This is a genomic window from Bacillus sp. EB106-02-03-XG38 (assembly GCF_058792175.1).
The window spans coordinates 1,609,976-1,626,557 of the sequence record NZ_JBYTED010000001.1; the positions used below are offsets into that span (position 1 = coordinate 1,609,976).

Sequence of the window (16,582 nt, forward strand, 5' to 3'; positions counted from 1 at the left end):
CTATATAGGAGGTTTTCACATGGTAATCTCCAAATATCCTGATGTCCCTACTCTTACGAAAAAACAAATCGATCAAATTACAGAAATCACTTTTCTAAAAGAAATAACACCACAAAAATGTGATGCCATTTTCGTTTTCGGCGGCTCTCATCCTGGCAATTGGCAAGCTCCTCTAAAAGCTTATCGACAAGGTTTAGGAAACAAAATTATCGTTACAGGTGGTACTAGTTTACATGGCATGAAACATCCGAGCTGGAATTACAGGGATTTGTCAGAAGCAGAAGTAATTGTAAATAAATTAATGGAACATAGCATACCAAAAGACGCTATCATATTCGAGACAAACTCCCTTCATTCTATCGCTAATGTAATGGAAGCGAAAAAGATTTTTGATTTCACAAAAATTAATCGGCTACTATTTGTATGCAAAAGTTTAGGAGCTGGTCGGCAATATAGAGTATTAAAAAACATTTACCTAACACTGTTACTTGTATTCCATTTACATTTGATACAAGTTTCGATGGTGAGTTTATAATTAATAGATATAATTGGATGGAAAATGAAAAGAGTCGCTCTATGATTTTTGGAGAATACTTGAGAAATATTTGCTATGGTAGAAAAGGCGGTATTGAGCCACCTGAAAAAGAGGTTGAAGGTTTAGAAGAATATGTATCCTACTACTATAATCTAGCATAATAGAAAAAGGTATACCTAAAACACCGGTATACCTTTTTTGTTATCTCACTTTATTTTTCTTTTAACACACTATGTAGTCGATCAGGATAATTTGTAAACATTCCTGTGGCACCCCATTTCATTAACAATCTCATATCTGGTTTCTCATTAATTGTATAAGGATGAATTAACAGTCCATTTTTCCTAGCCAATTTCATATATGACTCATCAATAATTAGTTCTCCGTTATCATTACGTAAGTTCGGTCCAATACCAACTGCATACTTTTTAATTTCTTGAAAATCTTCATTTGTTACACTTTTCGGTTCATGTGTAATGCCAGACCATTCAACAATCTCATTGTTTTCATTTGGATAATACCAAAGCAGTTGAACTAGCGGAATATTTTTATTCATACTATGAATCTTTGTTAAACTATCTTTACTAAATGATTGAATCATAACACGGCTAGAAGACATGTTTTGACCTACTAAATTATATTTATTTAATAAAGCTAATAATTTCTCTTCCATTCCTGGATACACATCTGGTGATTTTGTTTCAATGTAATACTTCATGCTTCTTCCGTACTTTTGGAAAATTTCTTCAAGAGTCGGAACTTTTTGACCAACATACTCTTGCTTAGCCTTTTCTGGATACGCTTTATTGAACCACGATCCTGCATCTAAACTCTTTATTTCGCTTAACGTTTTATCTCGTACTTCGCCTGTTCCATTTGTCGTGCGATCAACTGCTGTATCATGCATTGCAATTAATTGGCCATCCTTAGTTAATTGAATATCTAACTCCAAATAATCCGCTTTCATTTTTTTCACTAAATCATAAGAAGCAAAAGTATGCTCAGGTGCATGTCCACTTGCTCCGCGATGTGCAATATTTAAAAACTTATTCTTATTCCACTCATGCTTCCCTTCTGCTTTCGCATGAACAGCTCCCCCAGCAAAAATACTTCCCGTCATAAAGAATATAACTAATACGCTAATAATTTTTCTCATCCTTTTAACCCTTCCTACGTTGTAAATTTCAACAAGTTAATGAGATTTACACGAAATAGAAGATATACTTTCATTATTTTTATAAGCTTATATTAAATTTCCAATCTTACAAATACAATTCCCCTGTGTTATTACTATACTATTTATTTTCTATATCCCTCCTATTCACATGTAACTCCTTATTGATTACAGTTCATCAATAAAAAAAGCCATAAATTATTTAGAGGACACTATTGCATCCCTAAATAAATTTATGGCTTATCTCAAATATCTCCGGCCTCGATTAACTTGTCGAAATTAATCATACCAAACCTATTAATATTTGTGAATATTATTTTTTCAGTACGGTAAAGCTTTAATCAGTATAAGTTATATATCTATCTTATACTGATTAGTATTTGAACACATCGAATTTTTCCGAACAGCCCGATTCCTATCTAACTTCTTTAATTTCCATTCATACAAGATAAAATTCTATTGTCATTTGACATGATATTTACGTAAATCTAGGCTTTACTTAATTACAAATTCTTAATTTTGTATATCCTTTCTTGCAAGTTTAGGTTTCTTTTGAGAATGTGGTATATTTACATGTCCCGAAGCAGCCACGGATTGTCTCCTTTCCTTCCTTGACAGTTTAGGCTTCTTTTGAAAATATAATTCTTTTAAATGTCGCGAAGTAATACCTTGTTTTTTGAAATCAAAGTAAAAATACAAATGTGTACTTAGCGCTAAGAACACAACGGAAAAAAATGAGGCGAGAATGATTAATAAAATAGCCAAAGCCTTTTGGCTCAAAATTCCAATACTAATTTGACCAATTATATAACCTAAGCTTGAAAAAAATAAAATTTTAGGGATTTTCACATTTTGATCGGTTATCCCTCTTAAGCGAGCTGTAAAATATTTAATCCAGAATAATTCAGATTTATAAACAATTAAACTATATGCAATAAGCGATAGAATAAAAAATAAAGGTGAATCTATTTTTAAGAATTCATAAGCTAACTTTTGCACAGCTATAAAACTACAAAATGAAATACTTAACGAAACAAATCCAGAATATAGTAAATGTTGCAATTGAGGCTGCCGAGGCTTATGAATAGAAACCCAAATTCCCCATAGATTACATATCACATAAAATGGAAAAGCTGCGTAAGAGTATATATTGTACGGTGGAAATATGAATAAAATGATGAGTAGCATAAAATTCATGATAACCCACACAAAGGCCCCTACAATATTTCTTATATCAAATGGTATTAATATTCGCATACAATCAACTATGTTTTTGCCATTATATTTGTCCATTATGCATCCCATCCATTTCCTTCCTCTTCAAATCAACATATACCCATATATATACTCCAGATATACTAAGCACAATAGCAAATAAAGAAAAGACTAAAATTAATACCGTCGCTAAACCGTTTTGTGATAATGTACCTATACATATTTGTCCAATAACATATCCCAATCCTGATAAATAAACAATTGGAGAAATTTTTATATTGTCATTTTCTTCATTGTTTAATCGCCTTAAAAAACTTTTCATTCCAATAGAAATTAATTTATAGATTGTAAGAATGTAAAGCAGAAAAGTAACAATAAAAAACAGAGGTGTTTCAATTTTAATAAAAGTATATGCAAGCTTTTGAATCACTATAAAGCTTCCAAAAGAAAAAGTTATTCCCATAAATCCATTATATAAAATGTGTACCAACCTTGGCTCATTTGGTTTATAAAAAAATACCCATACTCCCCATATATTAGCAATCAAAAGAAAAGGTAAAATTATATATAAGTATATGGTAAAGGTTGGAGGAAATAAAAATGGGGTCAAAATCATAAAATTAATAACTACCCACACCATAACGACACTCGATCTTACACTGCCAGGCATCAATTTCTGAATAATTTGTTCTGTGCTTTTCCCGTGATATTTTTCCATATTACTCTCCTAAAAACTAAAAAATTTTATCTAAAGTTGCTCCGATTACAATCGTAACCTCATTATCAAATATGCTAATTCATACATATATTTATTTGACAAAAATAAATTCAACATTCAAACAATTCAACTCTCTAGCGTAATATATAATCTCTAGGAAAAATAATACAATAAAAAGATAATCTAATCTAGCGATAGATATAATTTAAAACTAAAAACTTAAAAAATTCTAATAAAAAAAAGGGGGGGTAATTTAAAATAATGCCTCTACACTACATAATTTTTATTAGCTAAAAAATAGAAGCATCGTCCTATATAAGACAATACTTCCGTAGTTACTTAAAAAACACATAATAAATTACTCATTACCTCCTCCAGCATTACATCTGGATTTACCACTGCTTTTTCCGAACGCCATCCAATAAAGCCGTCTGGTCTAATTAATACAATTCCTTCATTTTCTATCCCATATAATTCACGAAAAACATTTTCTTGAGCAATAAAGTCTCCGCTTACCCCTACTCGATACACATTAATATTTATCCCTAATTTAGATGAAACATCATATACAGCTTCAGCCCAAAAACTATTGTCTACTCCAGTAAGTAATACAAAATTGTTACCAAATAAGTCTAATATAGAAACTTCTTTCCCTTTATACATCCCCCAAAAGTGCGGTGCTCGTGTTCCAGGTCTTCCATTCAAATCTACGATATCCATTCTATGTGGAGTGGCTGATTCATCTAGTATTGCTTTTGAACAATACTGATACCCGACAGTTACAGCTAAACCATCCATATTATTCAAACTGCCTTCTTCTCTATTCGCAGCACGGAACAATAAACTACTCGCATACTCCGTCGTTAATTTTGCAACAGGATACCTCTCTTCATGATATGTTTCTAACAATTTTGAATTTGCCTTCCCTTTTATAACTGCCGCTAATTTCCAAGCTAGATTGTGCGTATCTTGTATCCCTGTATTTGAACCAAACCCTCCAGTTGGCGGCATAATATGGGCAGAATCACCAACTAAAAAAATGCGATTATCTTGAAATTTTGCAGCAGTACTTTCAGTCGCTTCCCACGGTAAAACACTTACTATTTCTGACTCAACTTTTGTACTTCCAATTGCTGTTTGAATAATTTGTTTACAACGTTCTATAGTGAAATCCTCTGGTCGCTCTCCTTTTAACGGATCGTAGGATACATGGTAAATCCATCTTCTTTCGTTATCAACTGGAATAAGCGCACCAAGAACTTCAGGATGAAGTATCATAGTAAAACCAAATGCATCTCCTTGTATAAACTCACTTAAATCCGCTTCAAAATAAATATTCATATAATAGCCACCGATTGTACCTCTTCCTTCCGTACTTATCCTTAGTTGCTTACGTATTTTACTTTTCGCTCCATCCGCGGCAATTACATAATCACAATAAATAATACTTTCTTCTTCCGTTTCGCGATCCCGAATCATTGCGATTACTCCTTGCTCATTTTGTTCATAAGAAACTAATTCATGATAAAAAGATAACTCTCCGCCTAGTGTTCTCGCTTCTTGTAACATCATCTCTTCTAAAGTAATTTGATAACAAGCCGTTTGTTTTGATGGACTAATCTCTTCTATTTTTTGAAGTAACTTCTCATCGTTTCCATACTGGTTCGCCCGCATTTTTGCTAATTCTTCCTTATTCGCTTCAGCTATTGTATGAACTGCTATTCTTCCACGGCAATTTTCTAATGCTTTACCCGTCAATCTAATTTTTTGTTCTAAACCTAATTCTCGAAATAACTCCATCGTACGAAAAGTGATTCCACCCGCTTTTGGATGAATTGCAGTAGACGGGTGCCTTTCAACTAGTAAATAATCAACGTTATGTTTTGCAAGGAATAGCGCAGATGCTAACCCTGATAATCCTCCTCCAACAATTAAAACCGGTACGTAATTCGATTTCATATATTTACCCTCCACATCATTGTTCTGAGCTCAGTGATATAAATATAATCAAAAAAACAACAAAGATATAGACTTATATTTCATTTTAAATTATCATATAGATAGATTACGCCCAAAATTACTTTTACTTTTTCAAACATCTATAATCTGCTTGAATTATGCATGTTTGAAAGAGTAAAACGAAAAAACTCACTTTAGTAGACACCAACATAATAAAAACATGATAAGCGGTCGTACCCCTATAAGTTATTCAGGGTACGACCGCTTATCTTTTTAAAAATCCTTATCCTTTCTCATCTGTAAACAACGTATTATTAAAGTCTTTTCTATCCTCCTACCATTTTCAACTCATAAAATTTCATTCGTCTCGATTTTCTTTCCCAATATTGCAGCTCATATAACAATGATGTAGCATTACCGTATCGATGTAATGGTCCATCATCTTAAACCTTTCGACTAATTCATTGGAGGTAAAGTGATTGAAATGAATAAACAAGAACAATTAAACGTTATAAAAAAAGATTTTATTGATTCTCAAAAAGTATTATTGGCAATTGGTGATGAAACACGGCAAGCTATTTTGTTAGTTCTCATGGAAACAGAATGTCAAACCGGATTACGTGTAGGTGAAATTACGAAACAAACACATCTTTCTCGACCAGCAGTATCACATCACCTTAGAATTTTACGAGAAGCCGGTATTATTTTAATGCGAAAAGAAGGTACAAAAAACTTTTATTATATTGATATACGTACAAAATTAGGCTTATTAAAAAATCTTGTATTAGATATTGAACAACTATTGCACAACTTTTATCCCACTTTAACGGGCAGTAAGACCCCCACCTCAAAATTCAGCGAAAGCAAAGAAGTTTGATGGGGATCAAATGCCCATAAAAGTCCGATTGGTGAGGGCTAATAACCAGTGGGGGATGAAGAACCCCCCACTGGTTAAAGTTTCACTTTATTGAAATGTGGAGGTATAAGAAATGAAAGCAATGATAATTGATAAGTACGGGAAAGTTCCAATGCGTATGGCAGAGGTACCTACTCCTGAAATAAATGAGCATGAAGTACTCGCAGAAATTCATGCAGCTAGTATTAACCCAATTGACTTTAAAATACGCGATGGAAAAGTAAAGATGTTACTTAAATATGAAATGCCCTTAATTCTTGGTAATGACTTTTCCGGTGTCATCGTAAAGGTTGGATCAAAAGTGACTCGTTTTAAAGTCGGCGATGAAATATATGCACGTCCAAGAAAAAATAAAATCGGTACTTTTGCGGAATATATAGCCATTCATGAGGATGATATAGCTTTCAAACCAAAAAATTTAAGTTTTGAGGAAGCGGCGTCGATTCCACTCGTTGGCTTAACATCATATCAAGCACTACATGACATTATGCATTTACAAAAAGGACAAAAAATATTAATTCACGCTGGGTCTGGTGGTGTCGGTACTTTCGCAATTCAGTTAGCAAAAATAATGGGCGCTACCGTTACAACAACTGCTAGTGAAGCTGGTTCCGATTTAGTAAAGTCTCTTGGCGCAGATGAAATTATTAATTACAAAACAGAAAAATTTGAAGAAATACTAAAAGATTATGATGCAGTATTTGATACAATCGGCGGTACAACACTTGAAAAATCATTCGATATTATAAAAGGCGGCGGCAACATTGTTTCCGTTTCAGGAATGCCAAATGCTCGTTTCGGTAAAGAGTTTGGTTCCGGATTTTTTAAAACACTCTTATTTTCATTAGCGAGCAAAAAACTTACAGCACTTGAAAAGAAGCATAATGCGCAATATTCATTTTTATTTATGAAGCCAAGTGGAGATCAATTACGTACTATCGCAAACTATATTGAAGCTGGTGAAATCAAACCGGTCATCGATCGAGTTTTCCCTTTTGAAGATGCGCAAAAAGCAATGGAATATTCAGAGGCTGGAAGAGCAAAAGGAAAAATAATCGTAAAAATTAGATAGTAATAACAACTCCATTTTTTTAAATGGAGTTGTTATATTTGCTGTTAAATAGACATAGTGCAGTGAAGTCCTTACAATAGATTGCAAGGGGAAATATCATATTATACTTTTAGCTAATTTTACAAAGAATACATACGTACAAATACATAATAAAAAAATAAACAAGGAGGAGATAAAATGACTAAAAAAAATGAAACTGGTTGGAATTTAGATAATAGTTATACGACTTTACCACAATCATTTTATACAGAAATCCCCCCTACTCCAGTAAGTTCACCGGAGCTAGTTAAACTAAATCATTCACTCGCAATATCTCTTGGCTTTAATCCTGAAGAATTGAAAAAGGAAGCTGAAATTGCTATTTTCGCTGGTAATGCTCTCCCAGAAGGAGCTCATCCATTAGCTCAAGCATATGCAGGTCATCAATTCGGACATTTTAATATGTTAGGCGACGGTCGTGCCCTTTTAATAGGTGAACAAATTACTCCTTCAGGTAAACGTTTTGACATTCAACTGAAAGGTTCTGGCCCTACTCCGTATTCACGCCGTGGTGATGGTCGTGCTGCACTCGGTCCAATGCTACGTGAGTATATTATTAGTGAAGCAATGTATGCACTCGATATTCCGACTACTCGCAGTTTAGCAGTTGTCACAACTGGTGAACCAACCTATCGTGAAACAAAATTACCTGGAGCAATTTTAACTAGAGTCGCTAGCAGTCATATACGCGTCGGCACATTTCAATATGCTGCTGCTCGTGGTTCTATCGAGGATCTACAATCACTAGCTGACTATACGATAAAAAGGCATTATCCAGAAATTGAAGCTCATGAAAACCGATATACTGCACTACTACAAGAAGTTATAAAGAAACAAGCAAATCTCATCGCTAAATGGCAACTTGTTGGATTTATTCACGGCGTAATGAACACTGACAATATAACAATTAGCGGAGAAACGATTGATTACGGCCCTTGTGCCTTTATGGACAATTACGACCAAGGAACTGTATTTAGCTCTATCGATACACAAGGTCGCTACGCATATGGAAATCAGCCATATATGGCTGCATGGGACCTGGCGCGACTAGCTGAATCTTTAATACCTATTTTGCACGAAGATGAAGAAGAAGCACTCAAGATTGCTCAAGACGAAATTTCAAAATTTAGCGTACAGTATGAAAACCAATGGTTCCTTGGAATGAAAAAGAAATTAGGACTATTTAGCAATGAGGGCCAAGATCAATCACTTATTGAGCAACTTTTAAAAATGATGGAGAAACATAAAGCAGATTACACAAATACATTCCGTTCTTTAACTCTTGATACGATCGAAAATACAGCTCTATTTGAAAGTCCTGAATTTAAAGAATGGTACAAACTGTGGCAATCTCGATTAGAAAGACAAGAAGAATCGAAGGAAAACACCTACGAAATGATGAAAAATAATAACCCATCCATCATCCCAAGGAACCACCGCGTAGAAGAAGCACTAGAAGCAGCTGTCACAAATGGCGACTATAGCGTAATGGAAAAACTTCTTGAAGCTCTATCCAATCCTTATGCGTATGCTACAGAGCAAGAAGAATACTGCGTTCCACCTGCACCGACGAATCGTCCTTATCGTACTTTTTGTGGGACTTGATTGTTTAACATGTAAAAAGGTGTGTTCATACAGATTGTGTGAACACACCTTTTTATATTCTCCCCTCTCAACTAGAACTTTAAAATGCACCTTTCCCGATTCCTTTTCTTTACTCAAAAACAAAAATTAAACTATTCCAATAGACTTGCTCATAAGCTCGTTAAACAAATATTGAGAAATAAAAATTACATTTCTAAATATTGTTATTTTTGATAATATATTTTATAAGAATATTCAAAAAGCGAGGGGATTTCATGAACGTTCAACTACAAGGTAATGAACAAATTACGAAATTATTTAATGATTGGTATTTAGCTATGCTTAAACAAGATGTGTCCCAGGCGACAAACTTAAAGCATGAAATTGAGGAAAAGGAACTAAACTTTGAAGAAGATGAAAACTTAGCATTATATCATTCCTTACTAGACTTTCGATATAAAGTTTTAGTAGATAGTTTAAGTATTTCAAAAGATTGTTTTGATAAAATAGATTCTTACTTAATCTCATCCAACCATCCACTGGCTTACTACTATCACTTCTTTAAAGGCATTTATGCAACTTTAACCACAGACTATAACTTAGCTAGCGAACATTATGAACAAGCTAAGTTATTACTAGTAAATAACACTGATAATCTAGAGCATGCTGAATTTTATTATCGAATGGCGATTTTCCATTATCACTTCTATCAACCAATTGAATCCATTGAATATGCAACTAAGGCTAAAGAGATTTTCGATAAACATACTGGCTACGAAGTTAAAGTTGGATTATGCAAAAATACATTAGGTGCCTCATTTGTATATTTAAAACAATATGAACAAGCGGAAGAACAATATAATTCAGCAATACACCTTTTACAAAAATCTAATGAAAAAGAATTAATTTTAAGTGTACGTAATAATTTGGGTTGGTTATATGCGAGTCAAAACCTCTCCACACTCGCAATCCGTCACCTATCAGAAGTAACTGAAAAGAAACCTACACATTTCAAAGCTCTCTTCTTGCAAGCAAGAGAACACTCTAAACTAGATGAAACTAGTATTGCTGAAGGGTTAATCCAAAAAGGGTTAAAAATTTGTACTGAATTAAATAATGAAGAATATATATATCATTTTAAAATTCTAAACGAACTAAATAATAATGTTGCTTCTGAAGAATTAGAAACAATTATTCTTAAAGGAATTACGTTTTTCGACAAAGAATTATTATATAACTACACTCAAGAATACTCAGAAAAATTAGCTGTTAAATTTTATAGTGAAAATAACCACATTAAGGCAAGTGAATATTTTCATAAAGCGTTACAAGCAAAAGAAAAAACGTTTGAGAAAGGGGCATTGAAATGATTAAAAAAATTAGCTCTGTTTTTTTAGGACTATCTGTTTTCGGTATTCTAGCTACTGGTATTCATAGTTCATTTACATACCAAGCGGGTCATGCTGATCTTCCTGCACCACAAAGACCTGACCTTGTTCAATCTGTTGACGCAAGTAAAGACTACAACTCAACAACAGCTGAAAAAGCACTTTAAAAAACGGAAGACCTTCAATTAAGAAGGTCTTTTTAAATACGCTTATTTAGAATATCTCCCTTTGATGTAGACTTTATTTTCTCATCAACTCCGCAATCCCCCTACTCCCCTCACTACCAACTTTCTCAAGTTCCTCCACAACTAATTTTCTTCTTGCCACAGAATGATTTTGACTTAATTTCGCTTTTCCTTCTATTTTACTAATCTTAATTTTAAAACCAACTATCCCTTTACTTAATCCTCCCATATAATTCGGATCTACATCATTAAGTGAGTAGGTGCTCTCTGGATCTTCATATTTATGTACTAACTCTTGAAGAGAATTTAATAATTCCTGTTCATCCTCAACAATTTCTAATTCCCCATATACATGCACTGCAACGTAATTCCATGTTGGTACTGCATTGTTTGTTTCATACCACGATGGAGATATGTAGCTATGTGGTCCTTGGAATATAGCTAACACTTCTTGATTCTCACTATCTTTCCACTGTTCATTCGGACGTGCGAAATGACCATGTAAAGTTAGAGTCTCCCTATTTAATAACAACGGTAAATGCGTTGCATATGGTTCCCCGTTATGTTGAGAAAATAATGTTGCAAAGCTATTTTGTTCCATTATCTCATACTTCATCTTTTCATCTTCTATTGCGAAATATTTTGGTACGTACATAAGCTCCCTCTTTTCCGATCTTTTATTTCTCATTATATTTAAGTCTCGTAGCATTCAACAGGGCCAGTTTATATTTGTTTTATAATGGCAGCTCTCAATTAAAAAAGAATAGGCCGCATATACTCAATGCGACCTTAGTTTATTTTTTCCAATATATTTGTAATAAATGCCGTCTTACCTTCACTATAACTGGATCGATGTTTCGACTCTCTTGCTAACTCTTTCTTTAAACTCCCATATTCAGCAGCAGCATCTTCATGTTCACGAAGGTAATTCCGAAACGCTAAATGTTTTCTTAACTCTTCACTATTTTTGTCACAAACATATAAATGATGTTCCATCCAAACTGTATTTTCTTCACTCCACGGAACGAAAGCATCCTTTCTACCAAACGCCTCTCTTCCTTTGAAGCTCCAGTCTACTTGATGGTAATACCCTATCGTTTCAAGTCTTTTTGCTACTTCGGGAAAAATTTCATAATCTTCTATCACTATATCAATATCTAATATTGGTTTTGATACAAGTCCTTTAACAGATGTACTCCCAACATGTTCAATAGTTACAATGCTGTCTTCCATTACATTGTTAATAAGAGTGTATATTTTATTAAATTCACTTTCCCATTTGACATTATATTCTTCGATAGCAATTCTCTGTTTCAACCTATCCCTCTTCTCAAAACAAATTATAACCGTTGAATATGAGTATCCTTAAAATCTGTCGCATATTTCAATCCATATCCAAACATTCGATCCATTCCAATATGCGCTGTCCATATTAATCCAATCATTATAACGGTATCTACCTTAAAATAGACACCTATAATAGCTATTATTATCGATATAATATATGTGTGACATATATTATAAATTGTAGCACCTACATGATTATTTATCCCATACGCGAACATTGATAAATCCGGCGTTAAAAGGAATATCCAAAATATAATCCAACTAAATTCATATATCGAATACGCATAACTCGTGGCTAAGAAAACAACTAGTCCTTCAAAATGTACAATACGTTTTTGCATTCTTTACCATCCCTATTTTTCTATATTTATAGATACATTTTCATCACTGAAAGTATTCTTTGCATTTTTTGACCAGATAGTTGCTAAAATCGGTCCTGCAATGTTATGCCACACTGCCGCTAATACACTTGGAAGTGCAGCTGCTGGTCCAAAATGTGCTGTTGCTAGCGCAACACCTAAACCTGAGTTTTGCATTCCTACTTCTATTGAAATAGCTCTTCTTGTCCCTTCGTCTAGTCTAAGTACGGACGCTGTTATATATCCGAGTAAAAAGCCAAATGCATTATGAAGCATCACTGCAATAAAGATAAGTAGGCCTGAACTAGTAATGCTACTTACATTCGCTGAAACTACTGCTGAAACAATAATGATAATTGCTACAACTGATATTAACGGAATAACAGTCATTCCTTTCGTAACAGTTGTAGGGAAAAACTTCTTCACTACTAATCCTAAAATAATAGGTATGATAATAACTTGTACGATAGAAAGAAACATAGACATAGCATTCACTGGCATCCATTGTCCCGCGAGTAATAATAAAATAAGAGGTGTAGCAATCGGTGCTAGTAACGTTGATAATGACGTCATTGCAATAGACAACGCTAAGTTCCCTTTTGCTAAATAAACCATAACATTTGAAGCAGTGCCACCCGGTACTGAACCGAGTAACACTAATCCAGCTGCTAATTCCGCTGGCAACTTCATAACGTAGGCTAGTACGTATGCGACAAGTGGCATAATAATAAACTGAGCACATACACCGATAATAACTGGCAATGGTTTTGTAGCAATGATTTTAAAATCAACAGCTTTTAATGTTAATCCCATCCCAAACATTACAACTCCGAGTAAAATTGTTATGTAACTCGTTAACCCGAGAAATGGAGCAGGAATGAAATATGCAATAGCAGCAATACAAATAACCCAAAATGCAAAATACTTTCCAGCTATATTACTTATCGCTTCTAGTACTTTCACCCCATCATCCCCTATCCTTCAACTGAAAAACTTTATTTGGATTCAAAATGTTTTGCGGGTCAAGAGCTTTCTTTATTTTTTCCATTACGAGTAATGCCGCCCCATGTTCTTCTTCTTGATACTTCCGTTTTCCGATTCCAACGCCATGTTCTCCCGTACACGTTCCACCTCGTTTAAGAGCATATAAAACGATACTTTCATTTATTTCGTCGCCCTTTTCCACTTCTTCTTTATCGTTTGGATCTATCATTAGGAGCACGTGGAAATTCCCGTCTCCTACATGACCAAGAATACCACCAACAAGACCATTCTTTTCTAACGTCTCTTTCGCATGTTGGATTGCGCCAGCTAATTCTGATATTGGTACACATACGTCTGTACTCATAAGCTTTTTACCAGGATAGCTATGAACGTAAGAGTATGCTAGATTATGCCGTGCATCCCATAATTTATTTCTCGCCGCAGTTTCCGTTTCAAAAGCAACTTCTTTACATTTATGATCAAAAACAATTTCCTTAGTAAATTCAATATCTTGCTTTAGCCCTGCTTCATTACCGTGAAACTCTAAAAACAGTGTAGGCTCTTCTCTGTAACTTGTTTCATTATAATGATTTACTTGTTTCATAGATAATTCATCTACAAGTTCAATTCTCGCAATTGGAATGCCTGCTTGTAGTATATTAATAACAGCTTCTACTGCATTGTTTATAGTTGGAAACGATGCTCTCGCAGCCATAACATGTTCTGGTATGCCGTATACTTTTAACGTTAACTCTGTAAAGCATCCAAGTGTACCTTCTGACCCTACAAAGACACCATTTAAATGGTAACCTGATGATGACTTCGCTGCTAAATTTCCAGTATGTATTACTTCCCCATCAGCAAGAACAACTTCTAAATCACGAACTTGATCACGCATTACCCCGTATTTAACTGCTGTCGTTCCGCTTGCATTTGTAGCAGCCATTCCACCTAACGTTGCGTCTGCTCCTGGATCTACACTAAAAAACAATCCATACTTTTTCAATTCTTTATTAAGCTGAGAGCGAGTCACTCCCGGCTGTACTCTTACAAGAAAATCTTTCTCTCTTATTTCGAGTATTTTATTCATAAGTGAAAAGTCCATTGTAATTCCTTTTTCATATGGAATGACATGTCCTTCTAAACTAGAACCTACCCCAAAAGGAACGACAGGTTTTTTATGCTCACTCGCAACTTTCATTAATCTACTAACCTCTTCAGTCGTTTTTGGAAAAACTACTACATCAGGTAAACTACTAGTATGATAAGATTCATCTTTACTATGTAACTCTCTTACTGTCGTATTTACAACTACTCGATCCTCGGGAAGTACACCTTTTAATTCATTTACTAAACGCTCTACCGTTATTTCCATCGTACGCCCTCCTACTTTCTATACATTTGAATTACAAAATATGTTAACTATTTTATACATAATAATCCGAAAAATTAAATAATTCAAGTTTTATACATATAAAATTCGATTCCTACTATCGAATAAACAAAAAGAACTTGCAACAATTGCTGCAAGTTCTTTTCTATAAAGCGAAACTTTAATTAGTGAGGGGGATTCATCCCCCACTGATTATTAGTTGAACCAATCGGGCTTTTACGGGTAGTTGATCCCCTACCTAACTTCTTTGCTTTCGTTGAATTTTGAGGTGGAGGTCTTACTGCCCGTTAATGCGGGATAAAACTATATTTTAAATGACTTCTTTATTAACAACATAAACCAAATTAAAGTAACTGCCATTAACGAATGGGAAAATCCTACAATATAAGTTAACCCTTTAAAGTCCGCTCCATTTAGCTGAAGAAGCCCTCTTGCTGCCAATGAACCTAACATTAAAGTTAATGCGATGTTATGTAAAACAAACCACTTATTAAAACTTTTCGCTTCATGAAATGCGAATACTTTTGCTAATCCTAAAGCAATTAAAAAGAAGAAAAAGCCGAGTACAAGTGTATGTGTATGCAAAAGATTTAACAAAGTAGATCCTACAATCCCCTTATACTTACCATACTCCCTAGCGAAAATTCCTGATAATAAACCGATAATCAAATATGTAAACGATGCATTATATAATTTTTTCATTATGTACCTCCTTGAGTAGAATGTGTAGTGTGTCATATTTAGTAATAATGATAGTTATATAGTAAAAACTCCTAGTTACCTAGGAGTCATTGTATAAGTATCTCACTCTTTACAATCAATCCTAATTATAAGATATCCCTTTATACAAAACAAACGAACTTTATGTGAACAAATGAAGCATAGTTAAAATATATTGCACTTTTGTATTTCGCAATCCATACTAATTGTTATAACTTTTAAAGGTGGTGTAAAAGATTGATAGTTTTAGAAACTGAACGTCTCAATCTTCGTTGGTTCGATATACAAGATGCTCCGTTTATTCTCGAATTAGTAAACGATCCTGCATGGATTCAGTTTATTGGTGATAAGGGAGTTACAAACTTAGAAGACGCCAAAAAATACATCTTAAACGGACCCGTCGATATGTATAATAAAATGGGCTTTGGTCTTTACTTAGTAGAACGAAAAGAAGATTTCACTCCACTTGGTATGTGCGGTCTTATTAAAAGAGATTCATTAGAAGATGTTGATATCGGCTTTGCCTTTTTAGAGAAATTCCGTTCAAAGGGGTATGGCTTTGAATCCGCTTCTGCTGTAATAGACTACGGTGTACAAAAGCTCGGTCTGAAACGAATAGTAGCAATTACTACTATTGATAACATCAATTCAGGAAAGCTTTTAGAAAAAATAGGATTGCAGTTCGAAGAGATAATTTCAGATTCTGGAGAAGATTTAAAGTTATTCGGGTATAACATATAATGAATTATCAGATTTCTCTTTTAATCTAATCAAAAAACATTTCTTACATATACATTCCTAAACGTTATCATGATTAAAATACTCATCTGTTTTTTAACGAGATAACAATGCTAACATTTAAATCACAACCCTAATTTTCAGTACTGCATTTATTCTTAAAAACCCTCTACCTTGTTCTTAAATTTGTCAAAACTCTTATATAGCTACATGAAAAGTTTATGCTAATATGTTACTAAGAAACTATGCGTTCTCT

At 33.9% G+C, this 16,582-nt stretch carries 16 protein-coding genes and 1 pseudogene; 7 read left to right on the forward strand and 10 right to left on the reverse strand.

The window, feature by feature from the left end:
• The first annotated feature begins 19 nt into the window (after window positions 1–19).
• Window positions 20–696, forward strand: a pseudogene (locus AC3WTI_RS08205) (YdcF family protein).
• 50 nt (window positions 697–746) lie between these two features.
• Here the strand turns inward: AC3WTI_RS08205 and AC3WTI_RS08210 are convergent.
• The 4 genes from AC3WTI_RS08210 to AC3WTI_RS08225 all read right to left on the reverse strand — a co-directional run bounded on the left by AC3WTI_RS08210 (window position 747) and on the right by AC3WTI_RS08225 (window position 5,601).
• Complete coding sequence (locus tag AC3WTI_RS08210; protein ID WP_087958839.1) at window positions 747–1,691, reverse strand: glycerophosphodiester phosphodiesterase; 945 nt, start codon at window positions 1,689–1,691, stop codon at window positions 747–749.
• Between the two features lie 531 nt (window positions 1,692–2,222).
• Complete coding sequence (locus tag AC3WTI_RS08215) at window positions 2,223–3,002, reverse strand: hypothetical protein (protein ID WP_063262600.1); 780 nt, start codon at window positions 3,000–3,002, stop codon at window positions 2,223–2,225.
• Window positions 2,989–3,642, reverse strand: coding sequence for a hypothetical protein (locus AC3WTI_RS08220; protein WP_063262537.1), 654 nt, complete (start codon window positions 3,640–3,642; stop codon window positions 2,989–2,991). The genes AC3WTI_RS08215 and AC3WTI_RS08220 overlap by 14 nt, the downstream gene beginning before the upstream one ends.
• Before the next feature lie 339 nt (window positions 3,643–3,981).
• The gene (locus tag AC3WTI_RS08225; protein ID WP_142305915.1) at window positions 3,982–5,601 is read right to left on the reverse strand and encodes an FAD-dependent oxidoreductase; all 1,620 of its coding nucleotides are present in this window, start codon (window positions 5,599–5,601) and stop codon (window positions 3,982–3,984) included.
• A 475-nt stretch (window positions 5,602–6,076) separates the two neighbouring features.
• On the opposite strand from AC3WTI_RS08225, the gene AC3WTI_RS08230 reads away from it, so the two are divergent.
• The 5 genes from AC3WTI_RS08230 (at window position 6,077) to AC3WTI_RS08250 (ending at window position 10,767) form a co-directional block, all read left to right on the forward strand.
• On the forward strand, window positions 6,077–6,478 hold the full coding sequence (locus AC3WTI_RS08230) for an ArsR/SmtB family transcription factor (protein WP_087958836.1): 402 nt from the start codon (window positions 6,077–6,079) through the stop codon (window positions 6,476–6,478).
• A gap of 112 nt (window positions 6,479–6,590) precedes the next feature.
• Window positions 6,591–7,589: an NADP-dependent oxidoreductase gene (locus AC3WTI_RS08235; protein WP_087958835.1), complete on the forward strand. Its 999-nt coding sequence runs from the start codon at window positions 6,591–6,593 to the stop codon at window positions 7,587–7,589.
• A 177-nt stretch (window positions 7,590–7,766) separates the two neighbouring features.
• The gene (locus AC3WTI_RS08240) at window positions 7,767–9,233 is read left to right on the forward strand and encodes a protein adenylyltransferase SelO (RefSeq protein ID WP_097841824.1); all 1,467 of its coding nucleotides are present in this window, start codon (window positions 7,767–7,769) and stop codon (window positions 9,231–9,233) included.
• A gap of 254 nt (window positions 9,234–9,487) precedes the next feature.
• Window positions 9,488–10,582 carry a response regulator aspartate phosphatase gene (locus AC3WTI_RS08245; RefSeq protein WP_001102707.1) on the forward strand — a complete coding sequence of 365 codons (1,095 nt, stop codon included), beginning with the start codon at window positions 9,488–9,490 and terminating at the stop codon, window positions 10,580–10,582.
• The gene (locus tag AC3WTI_RS08250; protein WP_087958833.1) at window positions 10,579–10,767 is read left to right on the forward strand and encodes a Phr family secreted Rap phosphatase inhibitor; all 189 of its coding nucleotides are present in this window, start codon (window positions 10,579–10,581) and stop codon (window positions 10,765–10,767) included. Before AC3WTI_RS08245 ends, AC3WTI_RS08250 begins: the two co-directional genes overlap by 4 nt.
• Window positions 10,768–10,840: 73 nt before the next feature.
• Here AC3WTI_RS08250 and AC3WTI_RS08255 read toward each other — a convergent pair whose 3' ends face one another.
• The 6 genes from AC3WTI_RS08255 to AC3WTI_RS08280 all read right to left on the reverse strand — a co-directional run bounded on the left by AC3WTI_RS08255 (window position 10,841) and on the right by AC3WTI_RS08280 (window position 15,570).
• A complete protein-coding gene (locus AC3WTI_RS08255; protein WP_078985193.1) occupies window positions 10,841–11,440 on the reverse strand; it encodes an FMN-binding negative transcriptional regulator in 600 nt (199 codons plus the stop codon).
• 134 nt (window positions 11,441–11,574) lie between these two features.
• A complete protein-coding gene (locus AC3WTI_RS08260; RefSeq protein ID WP_097841825.1) occupies window positions 11,575–12,102 on the reverse strand; it encodes a GrpB family protein in 528 nt (175 codons plus the stop codon).
• A 23-nt stretch (window positions 12,103–12,125) separates the two neighbouring features.
• A complete protein-coding gene (locus AC3WTI_RS08265; protein WP_097841826.1) occupies window positions 12,126–12,473 on the reverse strand; it encodes a DUF4260 domain-containing protein in 348 nt (115 codons plus the stop codon).
• A 12-nt stretch (window positions 12,474–12,485) separates the two neighbouring features.
• On the reverse strand, window positions 12,486–13,454 hold the full coding sequence (locus AC3WTI_RS08270) for a bile acid:sodium symporter family protein (RefSeq protein WP_097841827.1): 969 nt from the start codon (window positions 13,452–13,454) through the stop codon (window positions 12,486–12,488).
• A gap of 4 nt (window positions 13,455–13,458) precedes the next feature.
• Entirely contained in the window at window positions 13,459–14,850 is a 1,392-nt protein-coding gene (locus AC3WTI_RS08275; protein WP_097841828.1) for an FAD-binding oxidoreductase, read from the reverse strand.
• Between the two features lie 321 nt (window positions 14,851–15,171).
• On the reverse strand, window positions 15,172–15,570 hold the full coding sequence (locus AC3WTI_RS08280; protein WP_000737900.1) for a DUF2871 family protein: 399 nt from the start codon (window positions 15,568–15,570) through the stop codon (window positions 15,172–15,174).
• Between the two features lie 255 nt (window positions 15,571–15,825).
• On the opposite strand from AC3WTI_RS08280, the gene AC3WTI_RS08285 reads away from it, so the two are divergent.
• Complete coding sequence (locus AC3WTI_RS08285) at window positions 15,826–16,329, forward strand: GNAT family N-acetyltransferase (RefSeq protein WP_087958827.1); 504 nt, start codon at window positions 15,826–15,828, stop codon at window positions 16,327–16,329.
• Window positions 16,330–16,582 lie beyond the last annotated feature (253 nt).